This window comes from Rothia sp. P7208 (assembly GCF_048512915.1).
Taxonomy (GTDB): domain Bacteria; phylum Actinomycetota; class Actinomycetes; order Actinomycetales; family Micrococcaceae; genus Rothia.
On record NZ_JBLXXW010000009.1, the window covers coordinates 59,490 to 78,079 of the forward strand.

General features: G+C 47.7%; 14 protein-coding genes. 8 read left to right on the forward strand and 6 right to left on the reverse strand.

What is annotated here, in order from left to right; translation table 11 throughout:
• Positions 1-27: 27 nt before the first annotated feature.
• Both ACN084_RS07895 and ACN084_RS07900 read right to left on the reverse strand, forming a co-directional pair.
• Complete coding sequence (locus ACN084_RS07895) at positions 28-591, reverse strand: RBBP9/YdeN family alpha/beta hydrolase (protein WP_419102278.1); 564 nt, start codon at positions 589-591, stop codon at positions 28-30.
• A 117-nt stretch (positions 592-708) separates the two neighbouring features.
• The gene (locus ACN084_RS07900) at positions 709-1,722 is read right to left on the reverse strand and encodes a magnesium and cobalt transport protein CorA (RefSeq protein WP_419106491.1); all 1,014 of its coding nucleotides are present in this window, start codon (positions 1,720-1,722) and stop codon (positions 709-711) included.
• 97 nt (positions 1,723-1,819) lie between these two features.
• Between ACN084_RS07900 and ACN084_RS07905 the strand changes: the two genes are divergently transcribed.
• The gene (locus tag ACN084_RS07905) at positions 1,820-3,007 is read left to right on the forward strand and encodes an MFS transporter (RefSeq protein WP_419106492.1); all 1,188 of its coding nucleotides are present in this window, start codon (positions 1,820-1,822) and stop codon (positions 3,005-3,007) included.
• A gap of 87 nt (positions 3,008-3,094) precedes the next feature.
• On the opposite strand, the gene ACN084_RS07910 is transcribed toward ACN084_RS07905, so the two are convergent.
• Positions 3,095-4,387, reverse strand: a complete 1,293-nt coding sequence (locus ACN084_RS07910; RefSeq protein WP_419102281.1) for an adenylosuccinate synthase — start codon at positions 4,385-4,387, stop codon at positions 3,095-3,097.
• A 412-nt stretch (positions 4,388-4,799) separates the two neighbouring features.
• Here ACN084_RS07910 and ACN084_RS07915 point away from each other — a divergent pair, with 412 nt between their 5' ends.
• A complete protein-coding gene (locus ACN084_RS07915) occupies positions 4,800-8,699 on the forward strand; it encodes a S8 family serine peptidase (protein ID WP_419106493.1) in 3,900 nt (1,299 codons plus the stop codon).
• A 124-nt stretch (positions 8,700-8,823) separates the two neighbouring features.
• Here ACN084_RS07915 and ACN084_RS07920 read toward each other — a convergent pair whose 3' ends face one another.
• Positions 8,824-9,321, reverse strand: coding sequence for a DUF4870 domain-containing protein (locus tag ACN084_RS07920; protein WP_419102283.1), 498 nt, complete (start codon positions 9,319-9,321; stop codon positions 8,824-8,826).
• A gap of 151 nt (positions 9,322-9,472) precedes the next feature.
• Between ACN084_RS07920 and nadE the strand changes: the two genes are divergently transcribed.
• The 5 genes from nadE (at position 9,473) to ACN084_RS07945 (ending at position 13,856) form a co-directional block, all read left to right on the forward strand.
• Positions 9,473-10,297: an ammonia-dependent NAD(+) synthetase gene (gene nadE, locus ACN084_RS07925; protein WP_419106494.1), complete on the forward strand. Its 825-nt coding sequence runs from the start codon at positions 9,473-9,475 to the stop codon at positions 10,295-10,297.
• A gap of 189 nt (positions 10,298-10,486) precedes the next feature.
• The gene (locus ACN084_RS07930) at positions 10,487-11,578 is read left to right on the forward strand and encodes an ABC transporter ATP-binding protein (protein WP_419102286.1); all 1,092 of its coding nucleotides are present in this window, start codon (positions 10,487-10,489) and stop codon (positions 11,576-11,578) included.
• Positions 11,575-12,249, forward strand: coding sequence for an ABC transporter permease (locus ACN084_RS07935; protein WP_419102287.1), 675 nt, complete (start codon positions 11,575-11,577; stop codon positions 12,247-12,249). Before ACN084_RS07930 ends, ACN084_RS07935 begins: the two co-directional genes overlap by 4 nt.
• A complete protein-coding gene (locus tag ACN084_RS07940; protein ID WP_419102288.1) occupies positions 12,246-12,905 on the forward strand; it encodes an ABC transporter permease in 660 nt (219 codons plus the stop codon). The genes ACN084_RS07935 and ACN084_RS07940 overlap by 4 nt, the downstream gene beginning before the upstream one ends.
• Before the next feature lie 12 nt (positions 12,906-12,917).
• The gene (locus ACN084_RS07945; protein ID WP_419102289.1) at positions 12,918-13,856 is read left to right on the forward strand and encodes an ABC transporter substrate-binding protein; all 939 of its coding nucleotides are present in this window, start codon (positions 12,918-12,920) and stop codon (positions 13,854-13,856) included.
• Here the strand turns inward: ACN084_RS07945 and treC are convergent.
• Together treC and treR are read right to left on the reverse strand one after the other, a co-directional pair.
• Positions 13,853-15,523, reverse strand: a complete 1,671-nt coding sequence (gene treC / locus ACN084_RS07950) for an alpha,alpha-phosphotrehalase (RefSeq protein ID WP_419106495.1) — start codon at positions 15,521-15,523, stop codon at positions 13,853-13,855. The two genes, ACN084_RS07945 and treC, sit on opposite strands and share 4 nt — an antisense overlap.
• A gap of 38 nt (positions 15,524-15,561) precedes the next feature.
• Positions 15,562-16,287: a trehalose operon repressor gene (treR, locus tag ACN084_RS07955; protein ID WP_419102291.1), complete on the reverse strand. Its 726-nt coding sequence runs from the start codon at positions 16,285-16,287 to the stop codon at positions 15,562-15,564.
• A 384-nt stretch (positions 16,288-16,671) separates the two neighbouring features.
• Here treR and ilvD point away from each other — a divergent pair, with 384 nt between their 5' ends.
• On the forward strand, positions 16,672-18,534 hold the full coding sequence (ilvD, locus tag ACN084_RS07960; protein WP_419106496.1) for a dihydroxy-acid dehydratase: 1,863 nt from the start codon (positions 16,672-16,674) through the stop codon (positions 18,532-18,534).
• The last annotated feature ends 56 nt before the right edge of the window (positions 18,535-18,590 follow it).

Below are 18,590 nucleotides of genomic sequence, written 5' to 3' on the forward strand. Positions count from 1 at the left end.
TGACCAGTTACGCCCGCATCATAGCTATTAGTTGTGCGGGCGTAACTTTTGCCCAGAGCGTTCTTCAATCAAATGTGCAAGATACGGCCACTGCCCAAACCCGTCAGGCGTATCTAAATGACCTCCATCTTTGACGAACTCTAAAGTTGTTCCCCAGCGTTGGGCAAACTCTTTGGAGCGTTCGACGGTGGTGTTGGGGTCATTGGTTGAAGCAATGATATGGAGAGGTAAGGGGAGTTTCCCGCTAGGTAATGGTGATTGGGCTTTAATATCGGGGTATAGGGTTGCAGATTCTACATCGGCAGGAGCGACAAGAATACCACCAAGGACAGGGGCACTATGGGTTTCTTGCCCGTATTCTTCTGCCCATTGGGCGATAAGTGCACCACCACAGCTATGACCAATGAGGAATAACGGCTCTGTGATATGAGTGATGGTGTGGTGAAGTTGTTGTAACCACTGTTCTCGGATAGGGTGTGCCCAGTCGTCTTGTTCTACCGTGATGAAGTCTTGGTACGTTTCTGAGAGCCACCGGCTCCAGTGCCCCGGTGTACAGTTCATATATCCGGGAACGAGTAGAAATTTCATCATTATTCTTCCGATAGCCAGTAATGCTGGAATAGTATCTTAGAGATGATGCGATATACCGTTAACGGTTCAACATCATCTTATGAAACCAGATTTTATGATATGTACAGAGCGGTTCTTTTATAACCAATCTTTACGCTTAAACAGCCCCCACAAAAACATGGATATACCAAACATTAGTGCAAGAGAAAACGGGTAACCATACTTCCAATGAAGCTCTGGCATGTTATCAAAGTTCATACCGTAGATAGCTCCGATAATCGTTGGAGCAACAAGAATTGCCGCCCACGCTGAAATTCTCTTCATATCATCATTCTGTCGTTCTGCAACAAGGGTACTGTTGACCTCTAAAGCGTTCTGTAACGAACTGCGTAAATCGTCAAGACGTTCATTGACAAGAATGGCGTGGTCGTGCACATCTCGGAAACGGCGAAGAATTTCTAACTGTTCTTCAGAATCATCACGGTATCGCAACATTCTGAGCCTGCCCATTAACAGGTCAAGAATCGTTGTCATAGGTTTACAAGCGCGTTTAAAGTCTGCAACCTCGTTGAGTAGTTCATAAATACGTTGTGAAATTTTAGAAGAATCTACATCTTCACGTGAGAAGAGACTGTCTTCAATTTCGTCGCCATCATTCTCTAAACCATCAATAACAGGGGTGTAACCATCAACTACGGCGTCAAGAATGAGGTGCATCATGTCCCATGAGCTGTCTTGCCCACCCATTTGCCCTGCAATTTGAGCGAAGAGCTGACGAATATCCTGCTCTTCTCGTAGGTAATCTTTGATGATACTGACAAGAAAATTTGGCCCCATGAATAAGTGAATTTCACCGAGTCGAATCTCTTCTTCACGGTCACGGTACACTGCCGGTCGTAACACCAAAAAATAGCTGTCGCCATAACGGTCAATTTTGGCTCGTTGATGACCTTCCATCGAGTCTTCTACTGCGAGCTCATTCATCCCAAATTTTTCAACGAGACTTCGCATCTCTTCAACGCTGGGATCTCTCATTCCAATAAACGCTACAGACTCTGGCTGTTCACGTAATAGTGAATGCGTGTTCTCTAAAGAATCGCTACTAGTTGAAGAACCGTCGGGCAGGTTGATGGTGTTGACGAGAATAGGCATAGCAACAATCGTAAAGCTTCTGTAGATATTGTTTTGGAGTGATACGCTAGTTTGTCGGTGTTTTTGCCGACAGTTACTCCTCTGATAGAAAGAAAAGATGCAAGAGAACGTTCTTCGTATGCCCGGCATGGTTCCTATTCTTGCCACCTTTGCTGCCGTGATGAGTAGCTTATCAATACTTCTTCCGGCGTCTCCTGCATGGGTTACTGCTGGAGGTGCTGGTGCTTCTGGGGCGGGTTTAGTGACAGCTACCCTCATGGGAGTTACCGTCTTAACTCAGCTGGTCGCGGTACGCAAAATGTTAACCTATATCGGCTGGCCCGTCACAGTCTGCGCAGGCACTTTATTCATGGGCCTCCCTTCACCATTACAGGCTCTTAGCTCAGACCTATGGGTGGTTCTTTTAAGTTCTGCTTTGCGCGGTATTGGTTTTGGTATTGTGACGGTGTGCGGCTCAACAGCGTTGTCTATTCTTATTCCTAGTCACCGTCGAGGGACTGCTGTTGGCTTATATGGTTTAGCTGCCGCTATTCCGCAAGTTATTTTTACTCCTCTTGCGCCGTGGCTTATTGAGGTTCTTGGGTACGGTTTTGTGCTCAGCAGTGGACTCATCGCGGTAGTTGGTGCTCCCTTTGCATGGAAGTTAGGGCGTCTTGTAGAAGAACAGACTTCTGCTGAACCTTCTGGCGAAGGTGTAGATGGTCTTGGTCTTGTAATTCTTAGAATCTGGCCGGCTCTTTTGACCTTGACATTAATTACTGCCGCTGGCGGAGCATTCTTTACGTTTGCTACCGAGCTAGGTTATACACCGGCACTGGCAACGTTAGCGTTATTGTGTTTGACGGCGGTGGGGGTTCCAACCCGTTTATACGGTGGTTCTTTGACTGATCGCTGGGGTACACGTATTTTGATGACCCCTATTTTGGGTGCTTCTTCGGTGGGTATTGCTGGTATCGGTATTTCTGCAGGCATGGAAGAAGGTTCTTCTCGTGCCACAGTTTTTATTGTCTCCACCGTTATTTTAGGTATTGGTTATGGGTTCTTGCAGAGTGTTTCTATGGTGCGTGCCTTGGCAGATGCTGGGGCTAAAAATGGTGCTGGTGCAGCTGTTCTATGGAACTCAAACTTTGATATTGGTACGGGGTTAGGCGGTTTAGCTGTTGGTGCGATGGCACAAGTAGCTGGTTTTTCTGTTGCTTGGTGGATTTGGGCGGTACTCGTCTTAGCTGGTGCCGTGGTGATGGGGCTTGGTGATATGAAGAGTTCCGGTTCGCGTCGTTCATAAGGTCGTTGTTAATATGCCAAAGGGTGGCGTGTTGTTCCCTGAGAAATGGGGAACAGCACACCACCCTTTGACGTAGTGGATGGAATATTAGTCGTTGTCGATAAGATCTCGGACGACGATGGTGTTATCGCGGTCGGGTCCAACACCGATGGCAGAGATACGGCAACCAGAAATTTCTTCAAGTTTTTCGACGTATTTGCGGGCGTTCTCGGGGAGGTCTTCGAGGGTTTTTGCTCCGGTGATGTCTTCATTCCATCCGTCAAAATATTCGAAAATGGGTTTTGCGTGGTGGAACTCAGATTGTGTCATGGGCATTTCGTCGTGGCGTACTCCGTCGACGTCGTAGGCGACGCAGACAGGAATTTTTTCGAGACCGGTAAGCACATCCAATTTGGTGATGAACAAGTCGGTAAACCCGTTAATGCGTACAGCTTGGCGTGCGAGAACGGCATCGTACCAGCCGCAACGGCGAGGCCGTCCGGTGTTAACACCGAATTCTCCGCCGGTGGTTCGGAGGAAGTCTCCCATCTCGTCAAAGAGTTCGGTGGGGAAGGGGCCCGCACCCACACGAGTGGTGTAGGCCTTTTGGATTCCGATGACTCGTGAAATGCGGGTGGGTCCGACTCCTGAACCGACTGATGCTCCGCCGGCGGTGGGGTTTGAGGAAGTGACGAAGGGGTATGTTCCGTGGTCTACGTCGAGGAAAGTCGCTTGTCCACCTTCCATAAGGAGGGTTTTACCTTCGTCGAGTGCGTTGTTGAGTAGTTGGGTGGATTCAACAATCATGGGTTTGAGTCGGTCTGCGTATTGCATGAAGTACTCGACGATTTCTTCAACTTCTACGTGTCGGCGGTTGTAGACCTTGACGAGGAGTTCATTTTTTTGGCGGAGTGCGCCTTCAACTTTTTGACGCAAGATGGATTCGTCGAGGATGTCTTGTACGCGGATGCCGAGGCGTCCTACTTTATCCATATAGGTGGGGCCGATTCCTCGTCCGGTGGTGCCGATGGCTCGTTTGCCGAGGAAGCGTTCGGTTACCTTGTCCATGGTCTGGTGGTAGGGGGCAACGAGGTGTGCATTTGCGGAGATTTTGAGTTTTGAGGTGTCTGCTCCGCGTGCTTCGAGTCCGTCAATTTCTTCGAAGAGTGCTTCGGGGTTGATGACGACGCCGTTTCCGATGACGGGGGTTGCGTTTTCAGAGAGGATACCGGCGGGTAGGAGTTTTAGCTCGAATTTCTGACCGTTAACGACGACGGTGTGTCCGGCGTTGTTTCCTCCGTTGGGTTTGACGACGTAGTCGACTCTTCCGCCGAGGAGGTCAGTTGCTTTACCTTTACCTTCGTCGCCCCATTGAGCGCCGACGATAACTATTGCTGGCATATTGGGTCATGCTCCTTTGAGTGCTTCACCGTTCGGATTTCACGAACAGTGCGGTGTGTGCTGTCCATAGCTTAGTGGCGTTGTGATTCTCAAAGTGTTTTGAGGGTTGTTAGCTTTTTGATACGGCTCAGAAAACACACCATGTACTAGAATACAGTGATTTATTCGGCTGGCTATAGCTTTGTGGTGTAGCTGTGTGTATTCCGTGTTGATGTGATAGTCAGTTTGCTTTTGGTGTTGTGCGTTGTGGGTGGTGGTGAGATGAGGTCATTTCTACCCAAAATTCCATATTGTGGAATTACTAGGCGTTTTAATGGGCAATTAACTGTTTCTTACTTGACCTGCACCGTAATGCTAGGGAACATGAGTGTTACGTGTCACTCGCGTAATGTTGAATTCACAGGAGTTTTCTATGAAACACCACCCTTTCGGTAGGAAAGTGGCTCGCTCATGTATAGCTACTGTTGCCGGAGTCAGCATGGCAGTATCCATGCTCCCCGGCGCACAGGCAGTTATTACTGAGTCCAATAGCCAATCGCCTATCACTAACCTGAAGGATGCAGCAAACGAAGTTTTGTCTGAATCCATGAAAAAAGCTGAAGGAAAAATTGCAGCTTTTGTTCAGTTCAAAGGCCAAGGCGCATTCGAACTAACCCAGCCCGCCGAAGTTCTCAACGGCGATAAAGCGCCGGTAGAAGCTAAAGGCCGCGTGCAGTCAATTGCCTCTGCCGTTGAATCTCAAGGGCAATCTGTCGCTCAGAACTCTGATGCGACATTGCTGTACACCACTCACAACACTGTTCGTGGTGCAGCTATTCTTGGTGATGCTGAAGCTATTCGACAGCTTGCGAAGCGTAAAGACGTTGAGCGCATTACTCCTATTACCCAGAAATTCCCTGCAAACTCTGTTTCTGACGTAGACACTAAAGCACTGGCTTCATGGGTTAATACCGGAAAGACTGGTAAAGACGTCACCATCGCTGTGATTGACACAGGACTTGATTACACTCACGCCGATTTTGGTGGCCCTGGAACTGAGGAAGCCTATCAAAAGGCGAAGAACTCAACGGATCTTCCTTCTACCCGTTCAGGACTATACAACCCACAGAAATTTGTGGGCGGATACGACTTTGCTGGTGATGATTACGATGCACGGAATCCTGAAACAAGCATCCCGAAACCAGATAACAACCCGTTAGACTGTAAAGCCGCTGGACATGGAACTCACGTAGCAGGTACTGCTGCTGGATACGGTGTTAACTCTGACGGCGAAACATTCCAAGGCGACTATAACAAACTCACTGCGGATGACGTCCACAATATGCAAATTGGTCCTGGCTCTGCTCCAGAAGCAAAGCTCGTGAGCCTGCGTGTATTCGGTTGTGATGGTAGCACTAACCTTACTGGCGAGGCTCTCGACCGCGTGCTTGATCCTAACGGTGATGGCAACTTTGACGATATGGCTCAAGTTGTGAACATGTCTCTTGGCGCTGACTACGGACCTGTTGATGACCCTGAAAACGCTATTGTCGAAGCTCTGACTCGTGCGGGCGTCCTTTCTGTCGTTGCTGCTGGTAACTCTGACGATATCTACTCTATTGGTGGTAACCCCGGCAACGCACCAAGTGCTTTGACCGTTGCTAACTCGGTTGGATCTATCGCACACGGCGATAAGGTTGTTGCTACTGTTGGGTCTGATAAGCCTATGGACTTAATCGGTGACTACAGCGTCAACTTTGACTATGATGCCGCTCGACCAGAAGACCTGATGGGTGACGTCGTTATGGCACCAGCTGATAATCGCTTCGGTTGTAACGCTTTTGACGGTGTCGACTTCGCGGGCAAATGGGTATGGATTGACTGGGAAGATGAACCAGGTTCCTTCCCCTGTGGTTCTGCAACACGTTTCAACAACATTGAAGCTGCTGGCGGTAAGGGTGTTGTCCTTGCCGGCGCTGTTGAAGCAGAAAATGCTGGTATTGCTGGTAACCGTACCATTCCTGGTGTTCGTTTGAACAAGTCCAGTGCAGCAAAGGTTCGTGCCGCTGCTGCTGCCGGAAACCTCAAGATTCAGGTTAACCCTGAATGGCGTGGCGCTATGCAATTCGAATCTGGCAACTTTGACACATTGAATACAAGCTCCTCTCGTGGTGACCATGGAAGCTACGGAAACGTTAAACCAGATGTTGCTGCACCTGGTACAAGCATCGTTTCCGCTGGTGTCGGGTTGGGCAACGGTTCCTTGACCATGAGCGGTACTTCTATGGCAACTCCACATGTTGCTGGCATTGCTGCACTCGTGATGGAAGCCCACAAAGACTACACTCCAGCTCAGGTTAAGAGCACTATCATGAACACCGCTACTCACGATGTTCGTGATAGTGAAGGAAACATCTATTCTGTGGAGCGTACCGGTAGCGGACGTGTCGATGCTCTAGCTGCTATCAACAACGATGTTTTGGTGTACAACGCTGACTCACCTCAGCAGGTCTCTGTCGCATTCGGTGTTGTAGAAGTTACTGAAGATACCGCAACTTTCGCGCGTAAACTTACTGTTGAAAACAAGTCCGCTTCTGAGCGCACTTTCAAGGTATCCTACGCTCCAAGCGTTGATATGCCTGGCGTAGATTTTAGTTACCCTGAATCTGTTACTGTTGGCGCAGGACAGAAAAAGACCATTGTGATTACTGCTCATATCGATCGCAATCGCATGGAAAAGACCTTTGATAAGGCAACTGTTGAAAAGCAGCTTGGCGAATACGAACGACAGTTTATTGCTACTGATTCTGGTCGTTTAGAGCTTCGTGATGCTCAAAGCCACCTTCGTGTACCACTGCACATTGCTCCGAAGCCCTCTTCCTCACTTAAAGTTGATGGAGAGAATATTGACTTCGGACGTTCCCTTGAAAAAGAACTAACTATCAGTGGTAAGAACCTTGATCTTAAGGGATACCGTGCTGGTCTTGGAGCTTTCCAGCTAGGTTACACCAGTGGACGTATTCCCACCGGTGACCTGAACGGACCTACCATGCAGTCTGCAGATTTGCAGTACGTTGGTGCTTCTTCAACTCTGCCTCAGATTCTTGCTGAAAAGGGTGACCCCAGCGAGGCCATGCTCGGTATTGGTATCTCTACTTGGGGAACATGGGATTCCTTGACCCCATCTGATGCATCGTTTGAAGTATCTATCGATACAAATAACGATGGTACTACTGACTACACCGCATACACCATGATGCCTAAGGGCTTGGACTACCCAGTGGTGGCGCTTAAAGGACCAAACGCTAGCGGAAAAGTTGAGGTTCTCGATATCCTTCCTCTCAACGGTGCTTTCGGTGACGTCGATACTAATACCATGGACAGCAACACCTTGGTTCTTCCTATCCGCCTATCTGCATTGGGTATCGACGGCTCTTCGCCAGTAACCATCAATTACCAGGTCAAAGCATTCAGCAAGTACCTTGGTAACCTTGATCCAGAAACCGGTGAAAGCCTTCCAGTTGATACGAGTGACGTCATCACCTACAACCCTGTAGCACCTGAACTATGGTTCAGCTCTGATGACTTCTTGACTCCCGTTCTTTTCAAAGCGGGCGACAAACTCCAAGCTCACCGTAACGGTACCAACAAAGACGATAAGGCGTTGTTCCTTTTCACTCATAACGCGACCGGAAACCTCTCCGGCATCAAACAGGGTGTTCACGGTGATCGTGCACAGGTTATGGCAGTATCGGCTGAAGAGCCTATCACCGCTTTTGACCCGCACTTCACTGACGTTTCCAAGACTCATCCTTTCTATCAGGAAATTTCTTGGTTAGCTCAACGCGGTATTACTCGTGGTTGGCCAGACGGTTCGTTCCGTCCATTCACTCCTGTGAATCGCGATCAGATGGCAGCGTTCTTCTACCGCATGGCAGGATCACCTCAGTACACTGCACCAAGCGTATCCCCCTTCAAGGATGTTCCTACGGATTACGTCTTCTACAAGGAAATTGCATGGATGCACGAGCAGGGTATTACTCGCGGTTGGCCAGATGGAACCTTCCGCCCCATGACTCCTGTGAATCGCGATCAGATGGCAGCGTTCTTCTACCGCATGGCAGGATCACCAGAGTACACTGCACCAAGCGTTTCTGCTTTCAGTGATCTTTCCACGGATTACGTCTTCTACAAGGAGATTTCATGGATGGAAGAGCAGGGTATTACTCGCGGTTGGCCAGATGGAACCTTCCGTGCCCTGTCACCAGTGAATCGCGATCAGATGGCAGCGTTTATCTATCGTTACGATCGTGGAGTTCTCTCCGGACGCTAAAACAATCTAGCGGAATGATATTCCACTAGATAATAAGAGTCCTTGTTGTTCGTGCTGCAGCACGAACAACAAGGACTCTTTGCTTTATGGATTTTATTATGACAAGTAGAACTGATAACAGAAATTATTTAAGAACACGAATCTGTAGTGGATATTCATAAATGGTGCCTTGGCGAGCGGAAAGGGCGCCATTGATATGGAAAATCAGTAGCATAAGAGATGTAATGACCAATGTAATGAACAGTACAAAAATGGCTAATCCGAAGGTGAGAAGTGTCAGAATAATTGCCACAATATTGATGGTCATCAGAGTGAGATTAAAGTTAAAAGCGCGGGCTGCAGATGCTGAAGCGAACCGATAATCTGGGTTGTCTTGATAGATAAACCAAATGATCAGAGGAGAAAAGATGCTGAGAGTGCCGGCAGAAAGGAAAAGAAAAATAATCGGAAGAATATGTGATAAAACGGCAATGCTTCGTTCTTTATCGCTGATTTTTACACCTGAAGCATCGTAGAAATTCTCAGAATCGTGCGGTGCCTGATGCGTATAGTTGCCATAAAAATCCATGGGTGTTGTTGCGTCGGTTGGAGGTATCGGCTCCGAGGGGTGTTGATCGCTCATAGCGTTGCTCTTTCTTATCAGAATCTGAGAGTTTTCGATGATAACCATAGTAACTATCTCACCATGAGGGTGGGGGGAGCTACAGAATAAATCATCCTTTAGGAGGATAAACCCCTATGGTTGGGATAAGCACACGAGTACGATAGGGACTATGCGCGATATACAAGCAAAAATTATTGAACAGATGGGCGTCAAACCCAGCATTAACCCTGCAGAAGAGATTCGCCAACGAGTGCAATTTCTTTGTGATTACCTCAAAGCAAGTCATACTCGGGGCTTTGTTTTAGGTATTAGCGGTGGCGTAGATTCTACCCTTGCTGGAAGACTATGCCAGCTCGCTGTCGAAAAACTAGCAGAAGAAGGAACTCCCGCAGAATTTATTGCGGTACGACTTCCATATAAGGTGCAATTTGATGAAGCTGATGCTCAACAAGCCTTAGAGTTTATTCAACCTCAGCAGAGCATCACCTATAACATTGCTCCCGCAGTAGATGGCTTTACTCAAGAGTTTGCTCATGCGTTAGGGGAGGGCTCCTCCGATTTTAATAAGGGAAATATCAAGGCTCGCTCACGCATGATCGCCCAATATGCTCTCGCCGGTCAGAAAAATCTTTTAGTAGTTGGAACAGACCATGCCGCCGAATCTATCACGGGATTTTTCACAAAGTTTGGTGACGGCGGTGCTGATATCCTTCCTTTATACGGTCTGAACAAACGTCAGAACCGCGAATTACTTAAAGAATTAGGTGCACAGAAGCGTCTGTGGGAGAAAGTACCCACTGCAGATTTGCTCGACGGAGTGCCTGGACGTGCCGATGAAGATGAACTCGGACTAAGCTACGACGATATTGATGACTACCTTGAAGGAAAAACGGTCTCTGATGCTGTAGCACAGAACCTTGAACAGCGTTTTATGCGCACTCGTCATAAGAGAACTATCCCTGTCACTATCTTTGATACGTGGTATCAAGATTAGTTAAGGCTAGTCGCGTCGAAGGCAGAACATCATCATAACGTCAAGGAGGTGGGGTTGCTCAGTAGTATCTTCAGCAACCCCACCTTTCTTGATGGGCAGGGAATAATTTTCTAGATTGTACTGTTTCACATATCAGATGATTGTTACCCTCATCTATGCGAAAACCCTCCATTGAACACAAGGACACCTGTGGGACAACTACACCACGAAACACACTCTACTCATCACCTCAAGAATGCTATTGAGTTTCGTAACGTCACCAAAAAATACGGTGAGGTTACCGCTATTAACAATCTCAATCTAAGTATTCCTGAAGGAAAAATCACGGTTTTTGTTGGCCCCTCTGGCTGCGGAAAAACTACATCATTGCGCATGATTAACCGCATGATTGAGCCAACCCAAGGAGAGATTCTTGTTCATGGCGAACCAAACCACAGCATCCGTGACTATCAGCTACGTCGTTCTATGGGATACGTGTTGCAACAGGCAGGGCTGATGCCTCATCGAACTATCGTCGATAACATTGCAACAGTTCCGCGCCTTAACGGTATGCGTCGTTCACTTGCTCGCACAAAAGCGTGTGAACTAATGGACACGGTGGGCTTAGACCGTTCTTTAGCGAAAAGATACCCTTCAGAACTTTCTGGCGGTCAAGCGCAACGCGTTGGCGTTGCTCGTGCATTAGCAAATGATTCTTCCATCCTTTTGATGGACGAACCGTTTTCTGCTGTAGATCCGGTGGTGCGTAAAGATCTTCAAGATGAGTTATTGAGGCTTCAAAAGACCTTGAATAGAACCATTATCTTTGTAACGCATGATATTGATGAGGCAATTCTTCTTGGCGATTATATTGCTGTGTTTTCTGAGGGGGAGTTAGCGCAAGTTGGTTCTCCAGAGGAAATTCTTCGCGAACCAGCTAACGATTTTGTGGCTTCCTTTATTGGGCGTGACCGTGGCATGCGACGGTTAACCTTCGCCTCAGGAGAGGGGCTCAAAGTGTACCCTCTCGATAGTCTCAATACCCCATGGCAGCGGTGGAAACTTAACGTTGAGGACGGAAAACCCGCCGGATGGTTTATCGACAACAGACTCGTTGCAGGCGGTTCGCTGTATCGTGAAGGTGGTAACTTACGTGACGCTTTAGATTCTGTTCTTTCTTCACCTTCAGGTTGGGGCGTCGTTATTGATGATGAAGGCTACGTTAAAGGTCTTCTAAACTCTGATGATGTTCTTGACGCTACAGAGGCAGAACGCCACCGACGTTATGGGGTGAGTGTGTGAGCTGGCTGATTTCTAACAGCACTTATGTGTTACACCTGCTAGTCTTACATCTTCTTCAATCGGTGATTCCGGTTATTGCCGGAACTCTTATAGCCATTCCTTTAGCTCGTCTTGCTTTAGGTCGTCGTCGAGATGGACGTTCCACAGAAAAGAGCACTCGTTGGGGGAAGGTTCGACGTTCATCGGTCGTCAACTTTGCTGCGTTACTATATACCATTCCTTCTCTTGCGCTTTTTGTGGTGATGCCGTTGATTTTGGGCACTTCTATCACATCAGTGCTTAACGTCTACGTGGCATTGACGTTATACGTTATCGCGATGATGGTGCGTTCGGCTGTCGATGCTTTTGAATCAGTGTCTCCGATAACCCTTGAAGCTGCTACTGCTGTGGGTTATCGTCCTATATCTCGTTTCTGGTTCGTAGAATTACCACTTGCTATTCCGGTGATGATGGCTGGTTTACGTGTTGCTTTAGTATCAAATATTTCCATGGTTTCGGTGGGAGCTATTATCGGTATTCAGTCTTTAGGAACGCTATTTACCGACGGTTTACGTCGTGACTTACCAGCTGAAATTTGGACAGGAATTATTGGAACTCTTCTTTTGGCTCTCGTCTTGGACCGTTTATTAGCTAGCGCAGGCGCATTGCTGACACGGTGGAGGAAGCTATGAATATTTTTGATAAAACGTGGGCATGGTTTACTGCTGAGGGTGCGTGGACAGCTCCTGGCGGTATTTGGCAGCGCATCATTGAGCACCTGAGCTATTCGGGGATTATTCTGCTTATTGCTGCGGCTATCGCCATACCGTTAGGTTTGTGGGTCGGTCATACCGGTAAGGGAGAGTCTCTTATCGTTGGGATAACTGGCGCTTTACGTTCTTTGCCGACTCTTGGTTTGTTGACGTTATTTGCGTTGTGGCTTGGTATTGGTTTTACTGCTCCGGCGTTGGCTCTGATTCTTCTTGCGTTGGCTCCTCTACTGGCGGGAACCTATGCCGGTATTTCTTCTGTGGACGCTACAACAGTGGACGCTGCTCGTGCCCAAGGTCTTACAGAATGGCAGATTCTGTGGCGGGTTGAGGTGCCACTAGCATTACCCGTAATTTTTGGTGGTATTCGTAACGCCACGTTGCAGGTAATCGCTACGGTTACGGTGATGGCTTATATCAATCTTGGCGGATTAGGGCGATACCTCATTGATGGTTTAGCTGTTCGAGATTACACCCGTATGGTTGCCGCCGTAGTTCTTGTTGCTGCCTTAGCGTTTCTTGTCGATATTCTGTTGAGCTTGGTGCAACGGCTCGTTACTTCTTCTCATATTCGTTAGGACTTTGTTGATATGACTGCTTCTCTTTCTCGCCGAAAAATATTTGGTCTTGCTGGTGTGGGTGTTACCTCGTTGGCGCTTTCTTCGTGCGGGCTTTCTGGAAATACTGCTTTTGGTACTGCTAACCCATCTGAGACTATTGTGGTCGGTTCAGCAGATTTTACAGAGTCTCAGATTATTGCTCAGATTTATGCAAGTGCCCTTAACCTTCGCGGACTATCGGCTCAGACACAACCAGCAATTGGTGCACGTGAGGCGTACCTTGGTGCTTTAGAAGAAGGAACTATTAGTGTTGTTCCCGACTATTCGGGTAACCTTCTTTTATATTTTGATGCTCAAACGTCTGCAACATCTCCAGAAGAGATACTTCAAGCGTTGCCTAAGGCTTTGCCTTCTTCTTTAGCCGTTTTACAGGCTTCGCCGGCAGAAGATAAAGATACTCTGGTGGTAACAGAGCAGACCGCTCAAAAATATGGGATTCGTTCTCTTGCTGACCTCGCTCAACATCAAGATCAGCTCTCGATTGGTGCTCCTCCAGAGTTCTCTGAACGTTCTTATGGGTTAGCTGGTATGAAAGAAAAATATGGTTTCACTCCAGCCTCGTTTAACCCTATTAACGATGGTGGTGGGCCGTTAACCGTTCAAGCGTTATTAGATAATCAAGTGCAGGTTGCTAATATTTTTTCCACCGATCCGGCAATTGCTCAGAATAATTTTGTGGTTCTTGATGACCCCAAAAATAATTTCTTAGCTCAACAAGTGATACCCGTTATTAACGCTCAACATGTTTCGTATGCTGCAGCACAAGTTCTTGATGAAGTGTCTGCACTGTTGACGACGGACGACTTAATTCATCTGAATAGTCGAGTCTCTGGGCAGGAAAAAGCAAACCCTTCACAAGTGGCTCAAGAGTGGGTGGAAGAACACTTCTCCTCGAAGAAGAACGATTAATGTTCTTTATCTGCTGAGTGCGAGTAAAGAAGCACGAGAGCTTGATAGGGTTCAAGAGTAATTGTTGATTGGGTAAGCTGCGGTTCTTCTTCACGGTTATTGAGTAGTATCTGCGCGTGAGAGAACTCTTCAGGCACGCTAATGGTGCTGTTTTTGCCGTAGAAATTGGTGATTACAAGCATACGATGTTTGTGGTCTTCACGGAAGAACGCGTAAATGTCTGGGTGCTCTAATTGATAGGGGGCATACATTCCGCGGGCAACAACCGCGTATTGTTTACGCAGTTGAATGAGCTTCCGATAATAGGGAAGGATTCTTCCATCACGTTCTTCTTGAGCAACATTAATCTGCTGTGCGTGGGTGGGCATGAGCCACGGTTGTACGTCGCTAAAACCACCATAGGTGCTGTGATCCCACGCCATAGGTACGCGTGAGTTATCTCTTGCCTTGGTACGAACAATGTTGAAGGCTTCCACGTCGCTGAGTCCTTGTACTCGTAGGCTCTGATAGGCGTGGTGTGCTTCAACATCTACATATTGGTTTATCTGGGAGTATGTTGGATCGACCATTCCGATTTCTTCACCTTGGTAGATATAAGGTGTGCCTCGAAGCATGTGCGTTACGGTCGCTAACATGGTGGCAGATTCTTGGCGATACTGTTGTGCATCACCAAAACGGTTGAGTGCTCTGGGCTGGTCATGGTTGTTGAAGAAGAGAGCATTCCAGCCCCCACCATTTTGCATGCGAAGAGCCCACTCGTTGAGAGTTTCTTTGAGTAACGCAAAATCAAAACGAGTGTTAGTCCACTTTTGTCCTTTGTCGTAGTCCACTTTGAGGTGGTGGAAGCTAAAGACCATCGATAATTCGTCTCGGCTAGGTTCGGTGTACCCAATAGAATGTTCGATGGTTGTTGAGGACATTTCACCTACGGTGATGACGTTTTGATATGGTCCGAAGGTTTTTTGATGTAGCTCTTTGACCCATGAATGAACTTGTGGGGTGTCGGTGTAGAGTGTCTTATCCACGACACCAGCTGGTGCGTCGCAGAGCTGTTTATCTTTACCGATGACGTTGAGCACGTCAAAGCGTAATCCTCGTACTCCTTTGTTGAGCCAAAAGTTGACGATGTTAAAGAGTTCTTCACGCACATTAGGGTTGTGCCAGTTGAGGTCTGCTTGGGTTTTATCGTAGAGGTGCAGATAGTAGAGACCGGTTTTTCCGAAGGGTTCCCATGCTGGTCCACCAAATTTAGATTCCCAGTTGGTCGGTAGCGAACCGTCTTGTTGTGGTGCTTGGATGTAAAAGTAGTCGTGGTATTTTTTCTCTCCAGCGAGTGCTTTTTGAAACCACGGGTGTTCGGTTGATACGTGGTTGAGCACCATATCAAACATGACATCGATATTGTGGGCGTTGAGTTTTTGGATGAGTTCTTCAACATCCTCCATGGTGCCCATGTTTGGGTCGATATTGTAGTAGTCGGAGATGTCGTATCCGTTATCGTGTTGTGGGGAGACGAAGAACGGGTTAAACCACACCATATCGATTCCTAATGACGCGATATAGGGTATTTTTTCGATAATTCCGCGGATATCTCCGATACCGTCGCCGTTACTATCGTAAAAAGATTTTGGGTATATCTGATAGATGGTGCGTTCTGTCCACGGCATAGTTAGTGGTATGGCGAAGGTCGCCTACTCCTTAGCGGTTAGTGGTGGAATCGTTGTCGGCGTGCAAAGTCTTGGTACACAAATTTATCGGCGCGGTGGCGTGATTCGGTGAATTGGAATGTTGTGGTGTCTTCAAGGCTTGTGACCGTTGTGGTAACACCGACGTATTCTCCGGCGGCTAGGTTCAGGCGTTCGCGGTCATCGATTGTTGCTGGTTCGATTTTGATTTGTTTACTGGCATAAGAGATAGCAAGCCCTAATGTGTCTTCAAGGTAGGTAAAGAGGGACTCTTCTGCAACGTTGCGCGGAATGCTCGGCACCACTGAACACAGAATATAGTTTCGGTCAATAATGGAGGGTTCCCCATCAATATAGTGCACGGTTTCTAGGTAGTAATAGGGACCGGTGGGGAACGATGGGGTAATAGACCTAAAGATATGTGGTGGGTGGTGAACTTTTTCGCCGCACGATATAACTTTGCTAGAGAAGCTAAAACCGCTGATATTTGCAAGTTCTTGGTAACTAGCGATAAAGGATACGGGAAGCGCATATTGGGGTCGGTTAATGACGATGGATCCTTTACCCATAATTTTTTGGATGTACCCGCGGTTGGTCAGGAGAGCTAAGGCTTTACGAGCTGTTTCGCGTGAAACTCCGTAATGTTCTGTGAGCTGTTTTTCGCTGGGTAGGAGGGAGCCTACCGAGTAGGTGCCATCATCAATCTTTGTTGACAAGTCTTGATAAACACGCTCATATTTTCCCATCGATCGATTACCTCTTCATGGTGTGTGTATGCGTCGAAAACTGCTGCTAACACTCATATAAAAAGTGGGAAGGATATAGCCATGAGTGCTTGGCAGTACAGCACAAGTTTAGGTGTGCTTTATAAGAGTGTCTACGTGTTAACTAAGCGTTACGTACTTTGGGGCATATAAGAGTTTTTGACATATTTTTTTCATTTTAACGCAATATTATGCTACAGGTACGGACAATTGGATAGCTGTTGTATCCTCAACACATATTGGAAGCTAAGACTAGCGCAGCAATATTCTCGGAATATGAGTACTTCACGGGCAGAAATTGAATGATTGCCCAGAAGCAGGCGTACACTTGAGGACAGTCACCACAGAACATAAGGAAGAAGAGCTATGCCCGAATTACGTTCACGTACTTCTACCCACGGTCGTAACATGGCTGGTGCACGCGCACTATGGCGTGCTACCGGAATGGGCGACGAAGACTTCGGGAAACCCATTATCGCCATCGCAAACTCGTTCACACAATTCGTTCCAGGGCATGTCCACCTCAAAAATATGGGACAACTCGTCGCCGGCGCTATCGAAGAAGCCGGCGCTGTCGCAAAAGAGTTCAACACCATTGCTGTAGATGACGGAATTGCCATGGGACACGACGGAATGCTCTATTCCCTTCCCTCACGAGACCTCATCGCAGATTCCGTAGAATACATGGTCAACGCGCACCGAGCAGATGCCCTCGTCTGCATCTCTAACTGCGACAAAATCACACCTGGAATGCTCCTTGCCGCAATGCGCCTTAACATTCCTACAATCTTTGTCTCCGGCGGGCCAATGGAATCCGGAGAAGGTATCGAAGACATCGTAGAACACCGCCTCGACCTTGTTGACGCTATGGTGATGGCCGTTGACGAATCAGTCTCCGATGAAGCTCTCGCACAAATCGAAAAGAATGCTTGCCCCACCTGCGGGTCTTGTGCCGGCATGTTTACCGCAAACTCCATGAACTGCCTCAACGAAGCAATCGGACTAGCACTACCCGGTAACGGCACCACTCTTGCGACCCAAATTGCTCGCAAAGAACTTTTCCTCAATGCCGGAAAAACCATCGTTGAGCTCACTAAACGTTATTATGAGCAAGACGACGATTCCGTTTTACCTCGTTCTATCGCCACAAAAGAAGCTTTCGAAAATGCTATGGCACTAGACGTCGCAATGGGAGGATCGACCAACACCGTCTTACACATTCTTGCTATTGCCCACGAAGCAGAAGTAGATTTCACCCTCGACGATATTGACGCCATCTCACGACGTGTCCCGTGCTTAGCAAAAGTAGCCCCAAACTCCACCAAATACCATATTGAGCATGTTCACCGTGCTGGAGGAATTCCTGCTCTCTTAGGTGAGCTATACCGTGCTGGGCTACTGAACACCAACGTTCATTCTGTCCATTCTGAATCTCTAGAACAATGGCTTAACACATGGGATATTCGTTCCGGAAAAGCAAGTGAACAAGCGCAAGAACTTTTCAAAGCTGCACCTGGTGGTGTCCGCACAACAGTAGCATTTTCTACCGCAAATCAATACGAATCTCTCGAGTACGATGCGCAGAACGGGTGTATTCGCTCTGTTGAACATGCTTACACCAAAGACGGTGGACTTGCTGTACTACGTGGCAATATCGCTCAAGACGGAGCCATCATCAAATCTGCTGGCATTGATGAAGAACTTTTCCATTTTATTGGCAAAGCTTTTGTTGTGGAATCTCAAGATGAAGCAGTACGAGAAATTCTTTCAAAGAATGTTCAAGCCGGCGATATCGTGGTCATTCAATATGAAGGCCCCAAAGGCGGCCCTGGTATGCAAGAAATGCTCTACCCCACCTCGTATCTTAAAGGTCTTGGACTAGGAAAAACCTGTGCGCTCATCACAGACGGAAGATTCTCTGGCGGCACATCGGGTATCTCTATCGGACATGTTTCTCCTGAAGCTGCAGCAGGTGGAGCGATTGGACTAGTGGAAACAGGCGACGAAATTGAGATTGACGTTTCTCGCCGTATTTTGCGTGTTAACCTTTCGGACGAGGTTCTTGAACAGCGTCGCGCTCGCAAGGGTGCTGTTCCGTGGAAGCCTTCAAAACCGCGAGAGCGTCGCGTATCAAAGGCGCTTCGCGCCTATGGCATGATGGCCGCTTCTGCTGATAAGGGTGGCGTGCGTATTCTTCCGCCGGAGTACAGCGACGAGACTTCTGTCTAAAAAATATTTTTAGCTCAACATAAAGGGTGGGGTGGGGCACCCATAAAGTGTTGGGC

Bases quoted from the DNA above. Each gene is read 5' to 3' on its own strand.
- treC (WP_419106495.1), bottom strand. From the start codon at position 15,523: ATGCCGTGGACAGAACGCACCATCTATCAGATATACCCAAAATCTTTT.
- treR (WP_419102291.1), bottom strand. From the start codon at position 16,287: ATGGGAAAATATGAGCGTGTTTATCAAGACTTGTCAACAAAGATTGAT.
- ilvD (WP_419106496.1), top strand. From the start codon at position 16,672: ATGCCCGAATTACGTTCACGTACTTCTACCCACGGTCGTAACATGGCT.
- ACN084_RS07900 (WP_419106491.1), bottom strand. From the start codon at position 1,722: ATGCCTATTCTCGTCAACACCATCAACCTGCCCGACGGTTCTTCAACT.
- ACN084_RS07920 (WP_419102283.1), bottom strand. From the start codon at position 9,321: ATGAGCGATCAACACCCCTCGGAGCCGATACCTCCAACCGACGCAACA.
- nadE (WP_419106494.1), top strand. From the start codon at position 9,473: ATGCGCGATATACAAGCAAAAATTATTGAACAGATGGGCGTCAAACCC.
- ACN084_RS07905 (WP_419106492.1), top strand. From the start codon at position 1,820: ATGCAAGAGAACGTTCTTCGTATGCCCGGCATGGTTCCTATTCTTGCC.
- ACN084_RS07945 (WP_419102289.1), top strand. From the start codon at position 12,918: ATGACTGCTTCTCTTTCTCGCCGAAAAATATTTGGTCTTGCTGGTGTG.
- ACN084_RS07895 (WP_419102278.1), bottom strand. From the start codon at position 591: ATGATGAAATTTCTACTCGTTCCCGGATATATGAACTGTACACCGGGG.
- ACN084_RS07940 (WP_419102288.1), top strand. From the start codon at position 12,246: ATGAATATTTTTGATAAAACGTGGGCATGGTTTACTGCTGAGGGTGCG.
- ACN084_RS07910 (WP_419102281.1), bottom strand. From the start codon at position 4,387: ATGCCAGCAATAGTTATCGTCGGCGCTCAATGGGGCGACGAAGGTAAA.
- ACN084_RS07915 (WP_419106493.1), top strand. From the start codon at position 4,800: ATGAAACACCACCCTTTCGGTAGGAAAGTGGCTCGCTCATGTATAGCT.